Here is a 14,617-nt window from a genome sequence, read left to right as displayed (position 1 = left end):
TGGGGGAACGCGCAGGGGATGGGGACCAAATGTAATTGAAAAACCGATCACACTAAGTATCCAACCCATGGTCCTCATCGATGCACCAGCCGAATTCGCCGGCAATGGCCATCACCAACCCGGTTATCGCACGCTCCAATGGCTCATCTATCTTAGTTGCCGGCAGAATGACCTCGACCAGATTCACCGCTTCAATCCCCTCCAGCGTATAGTAAGCGTAGCTGCCATTCGAATTTGCGGAGAGTCCCTTCAGCCCAACATGCGCGCCATAGAGCGCTTTGGAGAATCGCAGCGGCCCGGTCTGCTCAAACCCCAGGGTCTCTACGACAAACTGCTCCAGCACTTCTGTTTTTACGCTTTTGGAGTAATCCATAGAATGAATGCTGATATAGTCATACACTTCACTCACCTCACGTCTGCATGAACTCAATCTTGCTTCTGTACAGATTCAGAATCCGCACCTGATCCTCGCTAAGCTCCCCGAAGTTCCAATACATATGCATCAGGTTGTACTCAAACAGCTCTTTCAGTCTTATAAACAGCGGCAGTTTTCTAGACATCTCAGCAGAGAGGGGATGCTCTTCCTTATATCCGTCTGTGATTGCCTTGGTTATCGTACGCTTATAATCCATAAGGTTCTGTCCACCCGGGAATGAGTACTCCAGTGCAGAATAGATCGGCACAGCTAAATCATAGGCATAATAATGCCGCTCACAATCCTGAAAATCAATCATTGTCAGCGCAGAGTCACTGTCCACCAGGGTATTGTTCAGCCACAGGTCGCCGTGGATTAAGCCGTAGTTCGCCTCATCTTTGGGCAGCATGCGGATCTGCTTGAGCACATCCTTCGCAATATCCCGTATGGCCCGCTCTTCGGCAGGAATATGCTTTAGAAAATCATATTCATCGTTATCATACCAATGCGGAATCGGCCGGGCAGCTTCAGACTGCTGATATTCTTTGCTCACCTGATGCATTCTGCCTATTTGCTGTCCGAGGGTTCTGAGTATGGTTTTGTCCCATTTAGCCCGGGGCAGGTGGATTCCGGCTGCCGCCCGGAACAAGACCACGGACTTCTCCTCTTCACTCAGCAGCAGGGTGCTGACAAGCGAACCCAGTTCAGTAGGTACAACCTCAGGCACCCGTACGCCCCGGTTGAACAGAAAGGTAGTCCAGTTCACTTCAGCTAATTGTTCTTCATAGGTCTTATAGTTCGTAATTCGGGCGAAGAATGTCCCCTTCTCCGAGTGGCAACGGTACATTTCATTGGTGACGGTCTCCATATGGGAGAGTTGAACAGGATAGGTGTTATTGAGAAATTGCAATAGTTGTGCTTGCATAGGTTTGTTAACCTCCTTTTGACTTACAGATCTTGAGACAGGCGGATCATATCCACCACCTGCATCCCGTTCTCATAGATTTCTTCACTATAATGTCTGATGAAAAAGTCCTTGTCGATTCCGGTGATCCGGAAGCCGCATTTCTGATACAGGGCAAGCTGGCCGATACTGGAATTGCCTGTACCGATCTCCAGCGTTTTGAAGCTGAGCCGCCTGGCCTGCTGAATGGCGTGATTCACCATTTGCTTCCCGATCCCCTGGCCCTGGAATGCCTCATCCACTGCAATATTGACCAGCTCGGCGGTCTCCGGCCGGGTAGGCAGCAGGACATAGACACCGACCACACGGTGATCCGCCTCGGCAACGAAGCATTGCCCCCTCGCCACATAATCCTCAACCAGCTTCGATGCAGGGTCGGCCAATAAAAGCAATTCGGTAGGTGCCTGTTCATCCGTATGTAATGCTCTGATCTCCATTTCAGCTTCGCTCCTTGTTCATTAGTAGTTGCAGAGCTAGAGCCTCACGAATGTGATGTAATCCACAGGGGCAGGCTCTGCGCCTTCCATCCGGAGGGCCCGGTTGATCTGCCCCCGGTGATATTGCCCATGTAAAAGCACCTGCAGCAGGATGTCCCGGATAGAGGTCTGGAACGAATGTCCATTCTGGCTGCTGTAGCTGATCATCTGATCCAGAACAGATTCTTCCAGCTTGCCGATATAGCTGCGGTATTCCTTAGCGTTAGCTTCGAACATTCGCCGGATCTCCGGCAGGTCTTCCGCTTCCTTCCATAACCAATACTCTGCGTTGCTCTTGCCCTGCAATCGCGACAGCCAGACTTGCTCTGCAACCGCCACATGCCGCACCAGCTTGAGAAGCTCCGTGTCCTTCGTGTGACTCGCTTCAAGTGCGTCCAAGATCCGCCCGTCTGCCCAGTACAGATGGTCCATCATGCGCATGATAGTCTTCATTTGATTTCCTCCTTTTGAGTTTACTTCATTGCTTGCGAACCAAGACAGCGCCTGTAGTTCCATCGAGCTCTCTTCTCCACCTGGATTATAGCCGCTAAGTCTGATCTTCATACAGAATGCCCTCCCAGGTCAATGGATGTCTGGGCATCAATTCATGTTAGGCTTCTGCAGGATCACCCTCTGAATTGATGGAAATGACGGTTTCGCTGAGCTGTGATGCTGCATTCGGAGGCAGATCGCTCTTATCAAACACCGCCTTCATGAATGCGGTTGCAGCTTCTGCGGTAGCGGCATGAACGGGAACTGCATGCTGATCATTGTAATGAAGCGGAATGTCGGAAAAAGACATGTGCTGAGCCCCTTTTACCCGATAGAAATAGGCGTTGTTCAGAGAGTTGAAGGCATAGCGCTGCCCGTCGATATAATCGGATGCAATGGTCTCATTCATAGAGGCTGCCATCTCCCGGTATGCCGAAGCTTCTTGCCGCAGCAGCAGAACGGGAACAGAGGACTGTCCGTCTTCCCGGCGTATGAGGTGAAAACTGGGATCGAGCAGGACAGCAGCCTTGATCCGGCGATCCTGCTTGGCGGCCTCAAGGGAGGCGGCACCTCCGAGCGAATGTCCCATGACAGCAACCTTATCCAGATCGAACAGCCCGGCTAGCTCAGTATCGGAGCGGTTAAGCACCTTAAGGTGATCCATAACTGCGATTATATATTGAACCCGGTTGTGGAGCAGACGGGACCAGCTGGTGTAGTCACTGCTTGCCAGCTCCGCCATTTCCGGTGCCTGCCTGACATAGCTGCCGTCTGGAAATACGGTGAAGACGGACTCCTGCGGAGCGCTCAGCGTAACTACCACGTGATTTTTGGAGACTAGTTTGGATATCACTCCAAGATACATATCGCGTTCTACACCGAATCCAGGCGAGAAAAGAATGACGGGGTACCCCCCTGATTGTACGGCTAATGCCCCGCCTGTTGTTACACTGGCAATATTCAGGTTGTCCAGATCAACACCCATCTCTGTCAAAAGCTTAGCTGCCTCTGCCTGGCAAGGTGCGTACAGGTCTATACCCTTCAGCGGATCTCCCCCGATTGCCGGATGAAAAATACTAATAACGAGTCTGGGGCTTCCTTCCAGAACCCTTATGAATCTTCCAATCATTATAGCTCACCTTTCTTAATGGATATATATTCCTACTAGATAGACGCCTGCTTGTCTGTTTGGTTGCGGTGATGTTCTCTTAATAGACTCAGTACCGAATCGATCACAGCTTGCGGCTGATAGAGTTGAATGGAATGCCAGCTATCCGTGGCGATGATCTGCTGCGTCTTTCCGGTTAGCTGGAGGAGCTTCTTCTGTGATTGTTGCCAATCTTCATTTTGTCTTCCGGCGGATAATACGATGACTGGTAATTCCGAATCTAAAGGCTCTGACTCTATTAACTGGAGGGCACTTTCTATGGTGCAGAGAGATTCCAGATAAGCCGCTTTATACGCATTATTCCGATATCCCAGAGCAGTCACTTTTTGTTGGACAGGTGGAGGTAACCGTTTTGCACCAATATGTTGTTTTAATAGACGGGGCAACCCTATGGGGGACCAAAGATAACCCATTCGCAGTCGTCTCAGGTGCCGCAGCCGCTCTTCATATCTGATTTGATCAAAAGTGGATTCGATGAATCTTTGCTCATGTGTGGAGTCCACAAGAATAATCCCGGAGACCTCTTCAGGATACTTAGAAGCATACAGCCGCATGATCATTCCGCCATAGGAGTGCCCTACAAGGATGTATGGGGGTTCTAATTCAAGCTGCGTTAGTAATTCCCGCAAATCACGGACATAGCCTTCGCAAGTCGGCTCACTGATAGGTGTAGTGCTCCAACCGAACCCGGCCCGGTCATAGGAGAGGACCTTGGTATGTTTGGCTAATACGGGCTGAACCAGCGACCAATCCAGAGCACAACCGCCCATTCCTGATTCCAATAGAATCGTCGGAAGATTACTCGTGTTGCTGCCGGCAACAATCGCATGGAGACGGTGTGTTCCCACAGAGATTATTTCTCCTGGAGCCTTATATTTATACAGAAGGTATCTGGAAAGAGCCGCTTGAATCCATGTGAATGGAAGTCCGATCAGAGAGATAATTACACGAAGAAGGCTTTCGGTATAATTAATTTTGCTCATGAGACACCTCATTTCCTGTTCTAACTTGCATATTATAGGATTCATTTGATTGTTAAAGAGAAATCTCACAGTATCCATTTCCTATTTTATTTCGGCCTACGCTTATCTGATCTTTTGGAGAAAAGATTTGCTTGAAGCTTTCCCGGGCATGAAGTATACTATTCTCGGGAAGGTTAAGCGCTTACCCTCTGAGGAGGATAAGCGAACATGGTTAAACCGATTGTAGTTGGCATTATCGGTGCGGGGAGAATCGGCCGCCTCCACGCTGACAATCTGCGTGCGATGCCGTCGTTCAAGCTGAAGTCCATAGCTGAAGCTATGATGAGTGAGGAATTGCTGGCCTGGGCAGAGAGCAGGGGGCTTGGCTCTGTTTTTGCTGCGGGTGAAGATATACTGAATGATCCTGAGATTGAAGCGGTGTTCATCTGCACGCCGACCGATTCGCATGCGTCCTGGATTGAGCGGGCTGCGCTTGCGGGTAAACATATTTTCTGTGAGAAGCCCATCAGTCTCTCCTCGGAAGAAACCCAGCGGGCCTTGCAGGCGGCAGAGGACGCTGGTGTGCTGCTGCAAGTGGGCTTCAACCGCCGGATGGACCCCAGCTTCCGCAAGCTGAAGCGGCTGGTTCAATCTGGGGAACTGGGAAATCCGCATATTGTGAAGATCACCTCGCGTGACCCGCAGCCTCCCGGTGAGGCCTATGTACGGTCTTCGGGCGGAATGTTCATGGATATGACGATTCATGATTTCGATATGGCCCGTTATCTGGTAGGCAGTGAAGTGGCCGAGGTCTACACCCGGGGGGCGAATCTGATTGATCCGATGTTCGGCCGTTGCGGGGATGTGGACACCGCCGTCATTACACTGACATTCGTGAACGGGGCGATCTGTGTGATCGACAACAGCCGGAAGGCTGTATACGGCTATGATCAACGGGTCGAGGTCTTCGGGACGCTGGGTTCGGCAACGGCCGACAACTGCCGCCCGACAACAGTGGAGGTATCCACCGCGACTTCGGTTACCCGCGATCAGCCGGAGCATTTCTTCCTGGAGCGCTATAACCAGGCATTTATGGAGGAGATTGTTGCATTTGCCCGTTCGGTAAGGCTCCAGGAGCCTGTCATTTGCAGCGGCCGTGACGGCGAAGCCGCACAGCTCATTGCTGAAGCGGCCAGACAATCGTATCTGAGCGGACTTCCCGTCAAGCTGTCTGTGACTGCTGCGGAAGCAGGGTTTTCTGAACTGCAAGCCTTGTAAGCGGATACAGATATTGAAGACAGAGGAGGATGAACGAAGATGCCTGATTTACTCGTTAAGGCCGGAGCGCCGGATAAGGATGGCTGTATCGCTGCGGTCAGCCCGGAGAGCGCCGGATGGAAATATGTCGGGTTCGAGGTGTACCAATTGCAGGCCGGGGCTACCCTGGAACGTGATAGCGGTGGGAAAGAGATCTGCCTGGTGCTGCTGGCAGGCAAAGCAGATATAGTGGTGGATGGCGAGCGGTTCGCCGACATCGGCGGACGGATGTCGGTCTTTGAAGACAAGGCTCCTTATGCTGTATATGTTCCGGCGGGAGCGCATTATGAGGTTAGCGCATTGACAGAGCTGGAGCTTGGGGTCTGCCTTGCTCCGGGAAGCGGTAAATATCCGGCACGGCTGATTACCCCATCAGATGCGGCAATCGAGGACCGCGGCTATGGCAGCATGACCCGCAAAGTCGTTAATATCCTGCCGGAGCACAGCGTAGCCGAGAGCCTGCTGGTGGTCGAGGTGCGCACGGGCGGCGGCAATTGGTCCAGCTATCCGCCGCACAAGCATGACCAGGATAACCTGCCGGCGGAATCCTACCTAGAGGAGACGTACTATCACAGGGTCAATCCCGCCAAGGGCTTCGTGGTGCAGCGGGTCTACAATGATGACCGAAGTCTCGACGAGACTATTGCTGTCCCGGATAGGAGCATCGTGCTGGTGCCGGAGGGGTATCACCCTGTCTCTGCACCGCCGGGATATGACTCCTATTATCTTAACGTAATGGCCGGACCCGTCCGTACGTGGGTGTTCCACAATGATCCCGACCATGAGTGGCTGTTCAAGCCGAGTGCAGGCGGGCCTGCCAAGGAAGAGTGAACGGGTGACGTAGGCAGTTTCATAGAGTAATCTTAAGGCTTCCGCTGGGCGGAGGCCTTTTCTGCCATTACAACCCCAATGAAACGTTGCGACGTTGTCGATATAGTGATTCGGAGTTGGCTTTTGTGCGAAATGCTGTATGTTTTGCAACAATGAGGAATAGATAGCTGGAAGTTTGGCAGAGATGTTGCAGGGAATGCAACAATATCTCCAGAAGGTTGCCAGAAGGAGGCTGAATCCTGCTAAAAGTACAACAAATCTGCGTTTGGAGACTATGCGGAGAGAGGATGTTGCATTATGTGCAGGATTTGCGGAAAGTAACAGGACTTGCGCGAACTGGCGGAGCTGACCTGTGTTAACCGGTAAACCAATCTGTGGCGGCACACCTGTTGAAATAGACAGCGCTGGAGGACTTCCTTATAATCTAGTTATTAGAAGGCATGAACGCAAAGGCGGGCTTAAACCATGAAACCTACAATCTATGATGTGGCACGGGAAGCAGGCGTCTCTATCGCTACGGTGTCGAAGGTATTGAATAAGAGCGGCCGGATCAGCGACAAGACGCGGGAAAAAGTAGCACGGGTCATGGAGGAGCTGAACTACCAGCCCAGTCTGGTAGCTTCTGCTCTGACCAGCCGCCGGACGGGGACCATCGGGCTGATGATTCCCGATATTGCCAATCCTTTTTTTGCGGAGACAGCCCGCGGCATCGAAGATGTTGCCCAGGAGCAGGGCAGCGACTTAATCGTATGCAGTACTGACCGCAGCGACGAGAAGGCGGCCCGGTACATCTCGCTGCTGCTGCGTAAACGGGTGGATGGCCTGATCATTGCCTCTCATACGGGGAATCCTGAGCTGATTCGCGGAATGGTGGCTGATCATGTGCCGCTCGTGCTGTTCTCAGCCGATATCCGTATGCTGGAGGGCAACAGTGTCACCGTCGATGATTACAAAGGCGGCTATCAGGCCACGGAATATTTGCTGTCCCTCGGTCACCGCAGACTGGGAGTGATCTCTGACAATCTGCCGGGGAGCAGGCTGCGGGTGGAGGGGTTCCTGGATGCGTTGAAGGCGGCAGGGATTTCTTTTGACAATCCGGCGAATCTGATCCACACCTCGGCTACACTGGAGAACGGACGCACGGCAGCGGCAGAAATGCTGAACCAGGCACAAGAGATACGCCCGACCGCCATTTTTGCCTGCAATGACCTGCTGGCGATCGGGGTGCTCAAGGAGGCGCGCAGTGCCGGCCTGTCGATTCCCCGCGACCTGTCCGTAGTGGGCTTCGACAATACGATGCTGGCCGAAATCTGCCATCCCTCGCTGACCAGTATCGCCCAGCCTCTGCGCGAGATGACCGAGCAGGCGATGCTTCTGCTGAATGAAGCGATCAGCAACCCCGCCAGCCCCAAGCGCAAAATCATGCTGATGCCCGAGCTGGTCATCCGCCATTCGACCGGTCCGGTTCCGCACTAACCACACACTATCTACTCAAGACCTGTTCCGGCTGCGGCTGGGAGCAGGTCCTTTTTGTGTGCTGTAGTAGTGTGGAAGAGCGCAGGTGTGTGGGGGACGTGGACCGGATGTATGCGGAAAACGGAATACAATGGGCTAGTGAGCCTATGAGTGGGCGGAGGTATGCGGAAAACCGAATACATTGGGCCGGACGAATGCGCGTGGGCAAGATGTATGCGGAAAACGGAATACAATGTGCCGGACGAGTGCACGTGGGTGAGGATATATGCGAAAAACCGAATACAATGTGCCAGCCGACTCTCCCCGTTAGGCATCAGCGAGTGCTAGGCGGAGAACAAGTGGATTTACTACAACTACTGAGGAACGATTGCCCGCCAGTGGGACAGCAGTTGGAAAAATGGCACTTAAATAATCCCGATATCCACATCGGCGGCAAAATCAATCAGAGTAGGTGCTGTTTTTCCACTTGCTTGCTCCTAATCGCCAAAAATGGAGAAATTAAGCTGCATTTTTCCACCTATTTTTCCGTGGGGGCTCTTCCTCTTCAACTTCTTCCACCTGATTTTTGATACCGCTTTCAAATTGAGGATTGCCAAAAGCGCGCTTCTAAACTATACTAAAGTAGAAAACTAGGTTAAGCGCTTACCCTCCCCCCAAGAGATGAAATGAAACATTCTGTTCTTACGATTATGCGATTTATAACTTCATTATGCGATGTACAGCTCCACTGTACGATTCACAGCTTCACTGTCCAATTGACGACGATTTACAGCCATTCGTATTGCCGAATGAACTATCTTTTCCCTAGCTTGATTAAGGAGGCATCACTATGAAGGGTTTACAGTTCGACCCTGACCGGCGGCTGGATGTAGTTGCTGTTGGCCGGTTGTGTATAGATTTGAACGCCAATGAGACCGGGCGGCCGATGGAAGAGACGATGACCTTCACCAAATATGTCGGCGGCTCTCCGGCCAATATTATCATCGGTGCAGCGCGGCTCGGTATGCGTACCGGCTTCATCGGCAAGCTGGCCGACGACCAGATGGGCAGGTTCATCCGCAGCTATCTGCAAAAGGATGGCATCGACGACAGCCAGGTCTGCGTGGACCGGACGGGTGCGGTGACGGGGCTGGCTTTTACAGAAATTAAGAGCCCGCAGGAATGCAGCATTCTGATGTACCGCGACCATGTGGCCGATCTGCTGCTGAACACGGAGGAGATCTCAGAAGAGTACATCGCCAGCTCCAAGGCGCTGCTCATCTCCGGCACGGCGCTGGCGCAGAGTCCTTCCCGCGAAGCGGTGTTCCTGGCGCTGGAATTCGCCCGCAAGCATAACGTGACCGTGTTCTTTGATCTCGATTACCGCCCTTATACCTGGACATCAGCCGCTGAAACGGCGGTCTACTATAACCTTGCTGCCGAGAAAAGCCACTGCATCATCGGCACGCGCGAAGAATTCGACATGATGGAGAATCTGTACAATCTGGCAGGCGCGGATGATCAGGCGACGGCAGCCCGCTGGTTCTCGCATCAGGCAGAGCTGGTGGTCATCAAGCACGGCGGCAGCGGCTCGATCGGCTATACAGCGGATGGGCAGAGCCACCGGAGCGGGATTTTCCCGGCTAAGGTCCTCAAGACGTTCGGTGCAGGCGATTCCTATGCGTCAGCCTTCATCCACGCTCTGATGAGCGGGCACAGTGTCAGCGAAGCGATGCGGCGCGGCAGTGCTTCGGCCTCCATTGTCATCTCCCGCCACAGCTGCTCCGATGCGATGCCAACCCTGGAGGAGCTGGAGGAATTCCTGCGGACCAACGAGGAGGTTACAGCAGGAGCGCAATAAGCAAGGGTAGTCAGCAGACTTTATATAGAACCGAAGGAGTGGACATAAATGACAGAGCAAACGGCACAAGTACTCAAAAATTATATCGGCGGGCAATGGGTAACAGCCGATACGGAGCAGACGGAGCCGGTAGTGAATCCGGCCACAGGTGAGCTGCTGGGCAGAACGCCTCTATCCGGCAGAGCCGATGTGGACCGGGCGGTGGCGGCGGCTAAGGCAGCTTTTGCAGGCTGGTCCGCAACACCGGTGCCGCGCAGAGCACGGATTCTGTTCAAATATCAGCAGCTGCTGGTCGAGAATTGGGAGAAGCTGGCGAAGATCATCACCATGGAGAACGGCAAAAGCTTCAAAGAAGCCTACGGCGAGGTCCAGCGCGGCATTGAATGCGTAGAATTCGCGGCGGGTGCTCCGACACTGATGATGGGCCGGCAGCTGCCGGATATTGCTACTGGTATCGAGTCGGGGATGTACCGTTACCCAATCGGGGTGGTCGGCGGGATTACCCCGTTCAATTTCCCGATGATGGTGCCTTGCTGGATGTTCCCGCTGGCGATTGCCTGCGGCAATACCTTTGTGCTGAAGCCCTCGGAGCGGACACCGCTGCTGGCAGCCCGCCTTGCGGAACTGCTGGAGGAAGCCGGACTGCCGGAGGGTGTGCTGAATGTGGTGAACGGCGCGCATGAGGTGGTGAACGGGCTGCTGGAGCACCCGGATGTGAAGGCGATTTCTTTTGTCGGATCACAGCCGGTGGCGGAATATGTATACAAAAAAGGAACGGACCATCTCAAGCGCGTGCAAGCGCTGGCCGGAGCGAAGAACCACTCGATCGTGCTGGCGGACGCGAACCTGGAAGCCTCAGCCTCCCAGATAGTGAATGCGGCCTTCGGCTCTGCCGGGGAACGCTGCATGGCCTGCTCGGTAGTAACGGTACAGGAGGAAGTCGCTGATGAGCTGATCTCGATCCTGCTGCGGGAGTGCAATAGCATGACCATCGGGAATGGACTGGAGGAGGATACGTTCCTGGGGCCGGTGATCCGTCAAGGCCATAAAGAGCGAACTGTTAGCTACATTGAACAGGGAATCGCCGAAGGCGCGAAGCTGCTCAGGGATGGCCGTGAGGATGCGGCGGTGCAGGGAGAAGGTTATTTCATCGGACCTACGCTGTTCGACGGAGTGACGGAGGAGATGAAGATCTGGCAGGAGGAGATTTTTGCGCCGGTGCTGTCAGTGATCCGGGTGAAGGGTGTGGCTGAGGCGGTGGAGATTGCGAATCGCTCGCGGTTTGCGAACGGGGCTTGCATCTTTACGAATAATGGCGGTAAAGTCCGTTACTTCCGCGAACATATCGAGTCCGGCATGCTGGGAGTCAATGTTGGAGTGCCTGCGCCGATGGCCTTCTTCCCGTTCTCGGGCTGGAAGGATTCGTTCTACGGCGATCTTCATGCGAACGGAAGCGACGGAGTAGAATTCTATACGCGCAAAAAAGTCGTCACTGCCCGCTGGCAGTAGACAAGGCGAAGGGAGGACATGAAGTGGAACGTATCCGATTAACGACAGCGCAGGCGCTGGTTAAATTTCTGAATCAGCAATACGTGGATTACGGCGGCGGGCCGGAACGCTTCGTGCACGGGGTATTCACCGTGTTCGGGCATGGCAATGTACTTGGATTGGGGCAGGCCCTGCAGGAAGCGCCGGGTGAATTGACCGTCTATCAGGGACGCAATGAGCAAGGGATGGTTCACGCGGCAACGGCATTCGCCAAGCAGAGCCGCAGACGGAAGATTATGGCGTGCACCGCTTCAGTAGGTCCTGGAGCTGCTAATATGCTGACGGCTGCTGCAACAGCAACGGCGAATCAGATTCCTGTGCTGCTGCTGCCAGGAGATACCTTCGCTACCCGCCAGCCTGACCCAGTGCTCCAGCAGATGGAGCATACGCATAATCTGTCGATCACGGTTAATGACGCCTTCAAGGCAGTCAGCAAATACTGGGACCGGGTGACCCGGCCGGAGCAGCTGATGTCGGCAATGCTCAGCGCGATGCGGGTGCTGACCGATCCGGGAGATACCGGGGCGGTTACCATTGCGCTGCCGCAGGATGTGCAAGGCGAAGCCTGGGAGTATCCGGCGGATTTCTTCCGCAAGCGGATTCACCGGGTCATCGCCCGGCTGCCGCACCCGCAGGAGATCGCGGCTGCGGCTGAGCTGATTGCCGGGAAACAGCGGCCGCTGCTGGTCTGCGGCGGGGGTGTCCGGTATGGGGATGCCGGAGCGGCGCTGCGTGCTTTTGCCGGGAAATTCGCCATTCCGTTCGGAGAGACCCAGGCCGGTAAAAGTGCCGTAGCCAGCAGCTTCGAGTACAACCTCGGCGGCATCGGTGTCACCGGCAACGGCTGCGCGAATGCGCTGGCCCCGGAGGCCGATCTGGTGATCGGCGTCGGCACCCGTTTTACGGACTTCACCACCGCCTCGAAGAGTCTGTTCAGTCATCCCGAGGTGGAATTCCTGACGCTGAACGCTTCGCCCTATCATGCGGCCAAGCTGGACGCGCTGGCGGTGGTCTGCGATGCTGCCGAAGGCTTGAACGCCTTAGCCGCAGCGCTGGAGGAGCGGGGATACCGTTCTGCGTACACGGATGAGATCACCCAGGCGAAGAAGTCATGGGCTGCGGAGAGAGAACGTTTAGCTGGCGTGGAGTATCCGGGGAATGCCGGGAATAGCGTGCCAGCGGGCAGCGCGTCTGTGGAGAGTGTTGTTGACGATAACGCCGCTGCTGGTGTGCCGGGAGCGGAGCGCTCTACAACGTCGTTCACCCCCGAAGTAGCCGGACATCTCGATGAGAAGCTCCCGGAATATGCAGAGGTGCTGGACACTTCGCTGACCCAGACGCAGGTGCTGGGGATCATTAATGAAGCTATTCCGCAGGATGCGATTGTCATTGGAGCGGCGGGCAGTCTGCCGGGAGATATGCAGCGGATGTGGAACTCGGAGGTGCCGGATACCTATCATATGGAATACGGCTTCTCATGTATGGGCTATGAGATTGCCGGGGCACTGGGCATCAAGCTGGCTGAGCCGGGGCGTGAGGTCTATGCGCTGGTCGGGGACGGCAGCTACCAGATGCTGCATTCCGAGCTGGTAACCAGCTTACAGGAGAACCGGAAGATTAACGTCCTTCTGCTGGATAATGCAGGCTTCGGCTGCATTAATAACCTGCAGATGGAGCAGGGAATGGAGAGCATGGCTACAGAATTCCGCTACCGCGAACCGGACGGCCAGCTCAGCGGCGACCTGATGCGAATTGACTATGCGGCGAGTGCGGCTGGTTATGGAGTGCAGACCTTCCGCGCGTCAACAGTTGGGGAGCTTCGCACGGCCCTTGCTGCGGCCCGCCAGTCGGAGCGTTCCACGCTGATCGATATCAAAGTGCTGCCGAAGACGATGACCCACGGGTATGACGCCTGGTGGAATGTCGGGGTTGCGGAGGTGTCCGGTAAGGAAGCCGTACAGGAGGCTTATGACCGGAAACGCAGCGGACTTGAGAAAGCCCGGAGCTACTAAGCGGGCGCTGCATGTGCGTGAAGCAGGCAGACGGCGCACAGTGCATCAAGGATTCTGCCATACTTGGGAGTGTGGAAGGGGTAGAACATGAGCATGTTCAGAGACAATGCCGTCCGGCTGGCGATCGCTCCGATTGCCTGGACGAATGATGATATGCCTGAGCTGGGAGGCGGCAATACGTTCGAGCAATGCATCAGCGAGATGGCGCTTGCCGGATATGAGGGCAGCGAGGTGGGCAATAAGTATCCGCGCTCCCCGGAGGTGCTGCACCGGGCGCTTGCGTTGCGCAGCCTGAGTATCGCCAGTGCCTGGTTCAGCGCCTTTCTGACGGTGCGGCCGTATGAAGAGACGGCTGAAGCGTTCAGAGCGCACCGGGATTTCCTGCATGAGATGGGCGCCAAGGTCATAGTCGTATCCGAGCAGGGCCGGAGCATTCAGGGGCAGATGGATACGCCGCTGTTCGCTGATAAGCCGGTATTTACCGATAGCGAATGGACTACGCTCGCAGAGGGGCTGGGCGGACTTGGGCGGCTGGCGGCGGAGAAAGATATGTCGCTGGTCTATCACCATCACATGGGCACCGGGGTGCAGACCGCAGCAGAGATTGCCCGGCTGATGGAGCTTACAGATCCTAATGAAGTGTCGCTGCTATACGATACGGGGCATCTGGCCTTCTCCGGCGAGAATCCGCTGGAGGTGCTGCGTGAGCATCTGCCGCGGATTAAGCATGTGCATCTGAAGGACATCCGGCCGGAGATGGTCCAGCGGGTGAAGGCGGAGAACCTTAGCTTCCTGCAGGCGGTAAAAGCGGGAGCCTTCACCGTACCGGGTGATGGCTGTATCGCGTTCGGAGAGATTTTTGCCGAACTGGCTGCCTCGCCCTATACGGGATGGTTCGTTGTCGAAGCGGAGCAGGACCCCGCGCTGGCCGATCCGCTGGAATATGCGATCAAGGCGCGGCGGTATATCCGGGAACATAGCGGTTTGTAGGACATCCGGGTGGCAGCCTGTATGTCTGAAGGGCAGGAATATGCGGGGGTGCACAGCTGCGGCTGTGCGCGCTCCTTTTTTTCATGAAATCCATCGATCAGGTGGAAGCTACGGGTGGAGCTAGTT

General features: G+C 54.9%; 13 protein-coding genes. 7 read left to right on the top strand and 6 right to left on the bottom strand.

Annotation, left to right across the window (positions count from 1 at the left end):
* Nucleotides 1–52: 52 nt before the first annotated feature.
* The 6 genes from NSU18_RS11720 to NSU18_RS11695 all read right to left on the bottom strand — a co-directional run bounded on the left by NSU18_RS11720 (nucleotide 53) and on the right by NSU18_RS11695 (nucleotide 4,498).
* A complete protein-coding gene (locus tag NSU18_RS11720; RefSeq protein WP_341149078.1) occupies nucleotides 53–373 on the bottom strand; it encodes a hypothetical protein in 321 nt (106 codons plus the stop codon).
* A 37-nt stretch (nucleotides 374–410) separates the two neighbouring features.
* The gene (locus NSU18_RS11715) at nucleotides 411–1,340 is read right to left on the bottom strand and encodes a phosphotransferase enzyme family protein (RefSeq protein WP_341019606.1); all 930 of its coding nucleotides are present in this window, start codon (nucleotides 1,338–1,340) and stop codon (nucleotides 411–413) included.
* Nucleotides 1,341–1,363: 23 nt separating this feature from the next.
* Nucleotides 1,364–1,816, bottom strand: a complete 453-nt coding sequence (locus NSU18_RS11710; RefSeq protein WP_341019607.1) for a GNAT family N-acetyltransferase — start codon at nucleotides 1,814–1,816, stop codon at nucleotides 1,364–1,366.
* A gap of 36 nt (nucleotides 1,817–1,852) precedes the next feature.
* Nucleotides 1,853–2,308: a DinB family protein gene (locus NSU18_RS11705; protein WP_341019608.1), complete on the bottom strand. Its 456-nt coding sequence runs from the start codon at nucleotides 2,306–2,308 to the stop codon at nucleotides 1,853–1,855.
* 157 nt (nucleotides 2,309–2,465) lie between these two features.
* Nucleotides 2,466–3,476: an alpha/beta hydrolase family protein gene (locus NSU18_RS11700; protein WP_341019609.1), complete on the bottom strand. Its 1,011-nt coding sequence runs from the start codon at nucleotides 3,474–3,476 to the stop codon at nucleotides 2,466–2,468.
* Nucleotides 3,477–3,511: 35 nt separating this feature from the next.
* Nucleotides 3,512–4,498: an alpha/beta hydrolase gene (locus NSU18_RS11695; RefSeq protein WP_341019611.1), complete on the bottom strand. Its 987-nt coding sequence runs from the start codon at nucleotides 4,496–4,498 to the stop codon at nucleotides 3,512–3,514.
* 207 nt (nucleotides 4,499–4,705) lie between these two features.
* Between NSU18_RS11695 and iolG the strand changes: the two genes are divergently transcribed.
* From iolG to iolE, 7 genes are all read left to right on the top strand, one after another.
* Nucleotides 4,706–5,755, top strand: coding sequence for an inositol 2-dehydrogenase (gene iolG, locus NSU18_RS11690; RefSeq protein WP_341019612.1), 1,050 nt, complete (start codon nucleotides 4,706–4,708; stop codon nucleotides 5,753–5,755).
* Between the two features lie 39 nt (nucleotides 5,756–5,794).
* Nucleotides 5,795–6,625 (top strand): 5-deoxy-glucuronate isomerase, encoded by an 831-nt coding sequence (gene iolB, locus NSU18_RS11685; protein WP_341149077.1) that lies wholly within the window; start codon nucleotides 5,795–5,797, stop codon nucleotides 6,623–6,625.
* A 465-nt stretch (nucleotides 6,626–7,090) separates the two neighbouring features.
* Nucleotides 7,091–8,101, top strand: coding sequence for a LacI family DNA-binding transcriptional regulator (locus NSU18_RS11680; RefSeq protein WP_341019615.1), 1,011 nt, complete (start codon nucleotides 7,091–7,093; stop codon nucleotides 8,099–8,101).
* Nucleotides 8,102–8,930: 829 nt separating this feature from the next.
* The gene (iolC, locus tag NSU18_RS11675) at nucleotides 8,931–9,941 is read left to right on the top strand and encodes a 5-dehydro-2-deoxygluconokinase (RefSeq protein WP_341019620.1); all 1,011 of its coding nucleotides are present in this window, start codon (nucleotides 8,931–8,933) and stop codon (nucleotides 9,939–9,941) included.
* A gap of 48 nt (nucleotides 9,942–9,989) precedes the next feature.
* Nucleotides 9,990–11,450: a CoA-acylating methylmalonate-semialdehyde dehydrogenase gene (locus NSU18_RS11670; RefSeq protein ID WP_341019622.1), complete on the top strand. Its 1,461-nt coding sequence runs from the start codon at nucleotides 9,990–9,992 to the stop codon at nucleotides 11,448–11,450.
* A gap of 23 nt (nucleotides 11,451–11,473) precedes the next feature.
* Complete coding sequence (gene iolD / locus NSU18_RS11665) at nucleotides 11,474–13,501, top strand: 3D-(3,5/4)-trihydroxycyclohexane-1,2-dione acylhydrolase (decyclizing) (protein WP_341149076.1); 2,028 nt, start codon at nucleotides 11,474–11,476, stop codon at nucleotides 13,499–13,501.
* Between the two features lie 93 nt (nucleotides 13,502–13,594).
* Nucleotides 13,595–14,491, top strand: coding sequence for a myo-inosose-2 dehydratase (gene iolE, locus NSU18_RS11660; RefSeq protein ID WP_341023151.1), 897 nt, complete (start codon nucleotides 13,595–13,597; stop codon nucleotides 14,489–14,491).
* Nucleotides 14,492–14,617: the final 126 nt, after the last annotated feature.

This window comes from Paenibacillus sp. FSL H8-0048 (assembly GCF_038002825.1).
Taxonomy (GTDB): Bacteria; Bacillota; Bacilli; order Paenibacillales; family Paenibacillaceae; genus Paenibacillus_AQ.
Note: the sequence above shows the minus strand (reverse complement) of the source record. Positions and strands in the feature narration are given on the sequence as shown.

What these genes read in the sequence shown, in the direction of transcription:
- NSU18_RS11670 (WP_341019622.1), top strand. Translation starts at nt 9,990, where the DNA reads ATGACAGAGCAAACGGCACAAGTACTCAAAAATTATATCGGCGGGCAA.
- iolC (WP_341019620.1), top strand. Translation starts at nt 8,931, where the DNA reads ATGAAGGGTTTACAGTTCGACCCTGACCGGCGGCTGGATGTAGTTGCT.
- NSU18_RS11720 (WP_341149078.1), bottom strand. Translation starts at nt 373, where the DNA reads ATGGATTACTCCAAAAGCGTAAAAACAGAAGTGCTGGAGCAGTTTGTC.
- NSU18_RS11715 (WP_341019606.1), bottom strand. Translation starts at nt 1,340, where the DNA reads ATGCAAGCACAACTATTGCAATTTCTCAATAACACCTATCCTGTTCAA.
- NSU18_RS11700 (WP_341019609.1), bottom strand. Translation starts at nt 3,476, where the DNA reads ATGATTGGAAGATTCATAAGGGTTCTGGAAGGAAGCCCCAGACTCGTT.
- NSU18_RS11710 (WP_341019607.1), bottom strand. Translation starts at nt 1,816, where the DNA reads ATGGAGATCAGAGCATTACATACGGATGAACAGGCACCTACCGAATTG.
- iolG (WP_341019612.1), top strand. Translation starts at nt 4,706, where the DNA reads ATGGTTAAACCGATTGTAGTTGGCATTATCGGTGCGGGGAGAATCGGC.
- NSU18_RS11705 (WP_341019608.1), bottom strand. Translation starts at nt 2,308, where the DNA reads ATGAAGACTATCATGCGCATGATGGACCATCTGTACTGGGCAGACGGG.
- iolE (WP_341023151.1), top strand. Translation starts at nt 13,595, where the DNA reads ATGTTCAGAGACAATGCCGTCCGGCTGGCGATCGCTCCGATTGCCTGG.
- NSU18_RS11695 (WP_341019611.1), bottom strand. Translation starts at nt 4,498, where the DNA reads ATGAGCAAAATTAATTATACCGAAAGCCTTCTTCGTGTAATTATCTCT.
- NSU18_RS11680 (WP_341019615.1), top strand. Translation starts at nt 7,091, where the DNA reads ATGAAACCTACAATCTATGATGTGGCACGGGAAGCAGGCGTCTCTATC.
- iolB (WP_341149077.1), top strand. Translation starts at nt 5,795, where the DNA reads ATGCCTGATTTACTCGTTAAGGCCGGAGCGCCGGATAAGGATGGCTGT.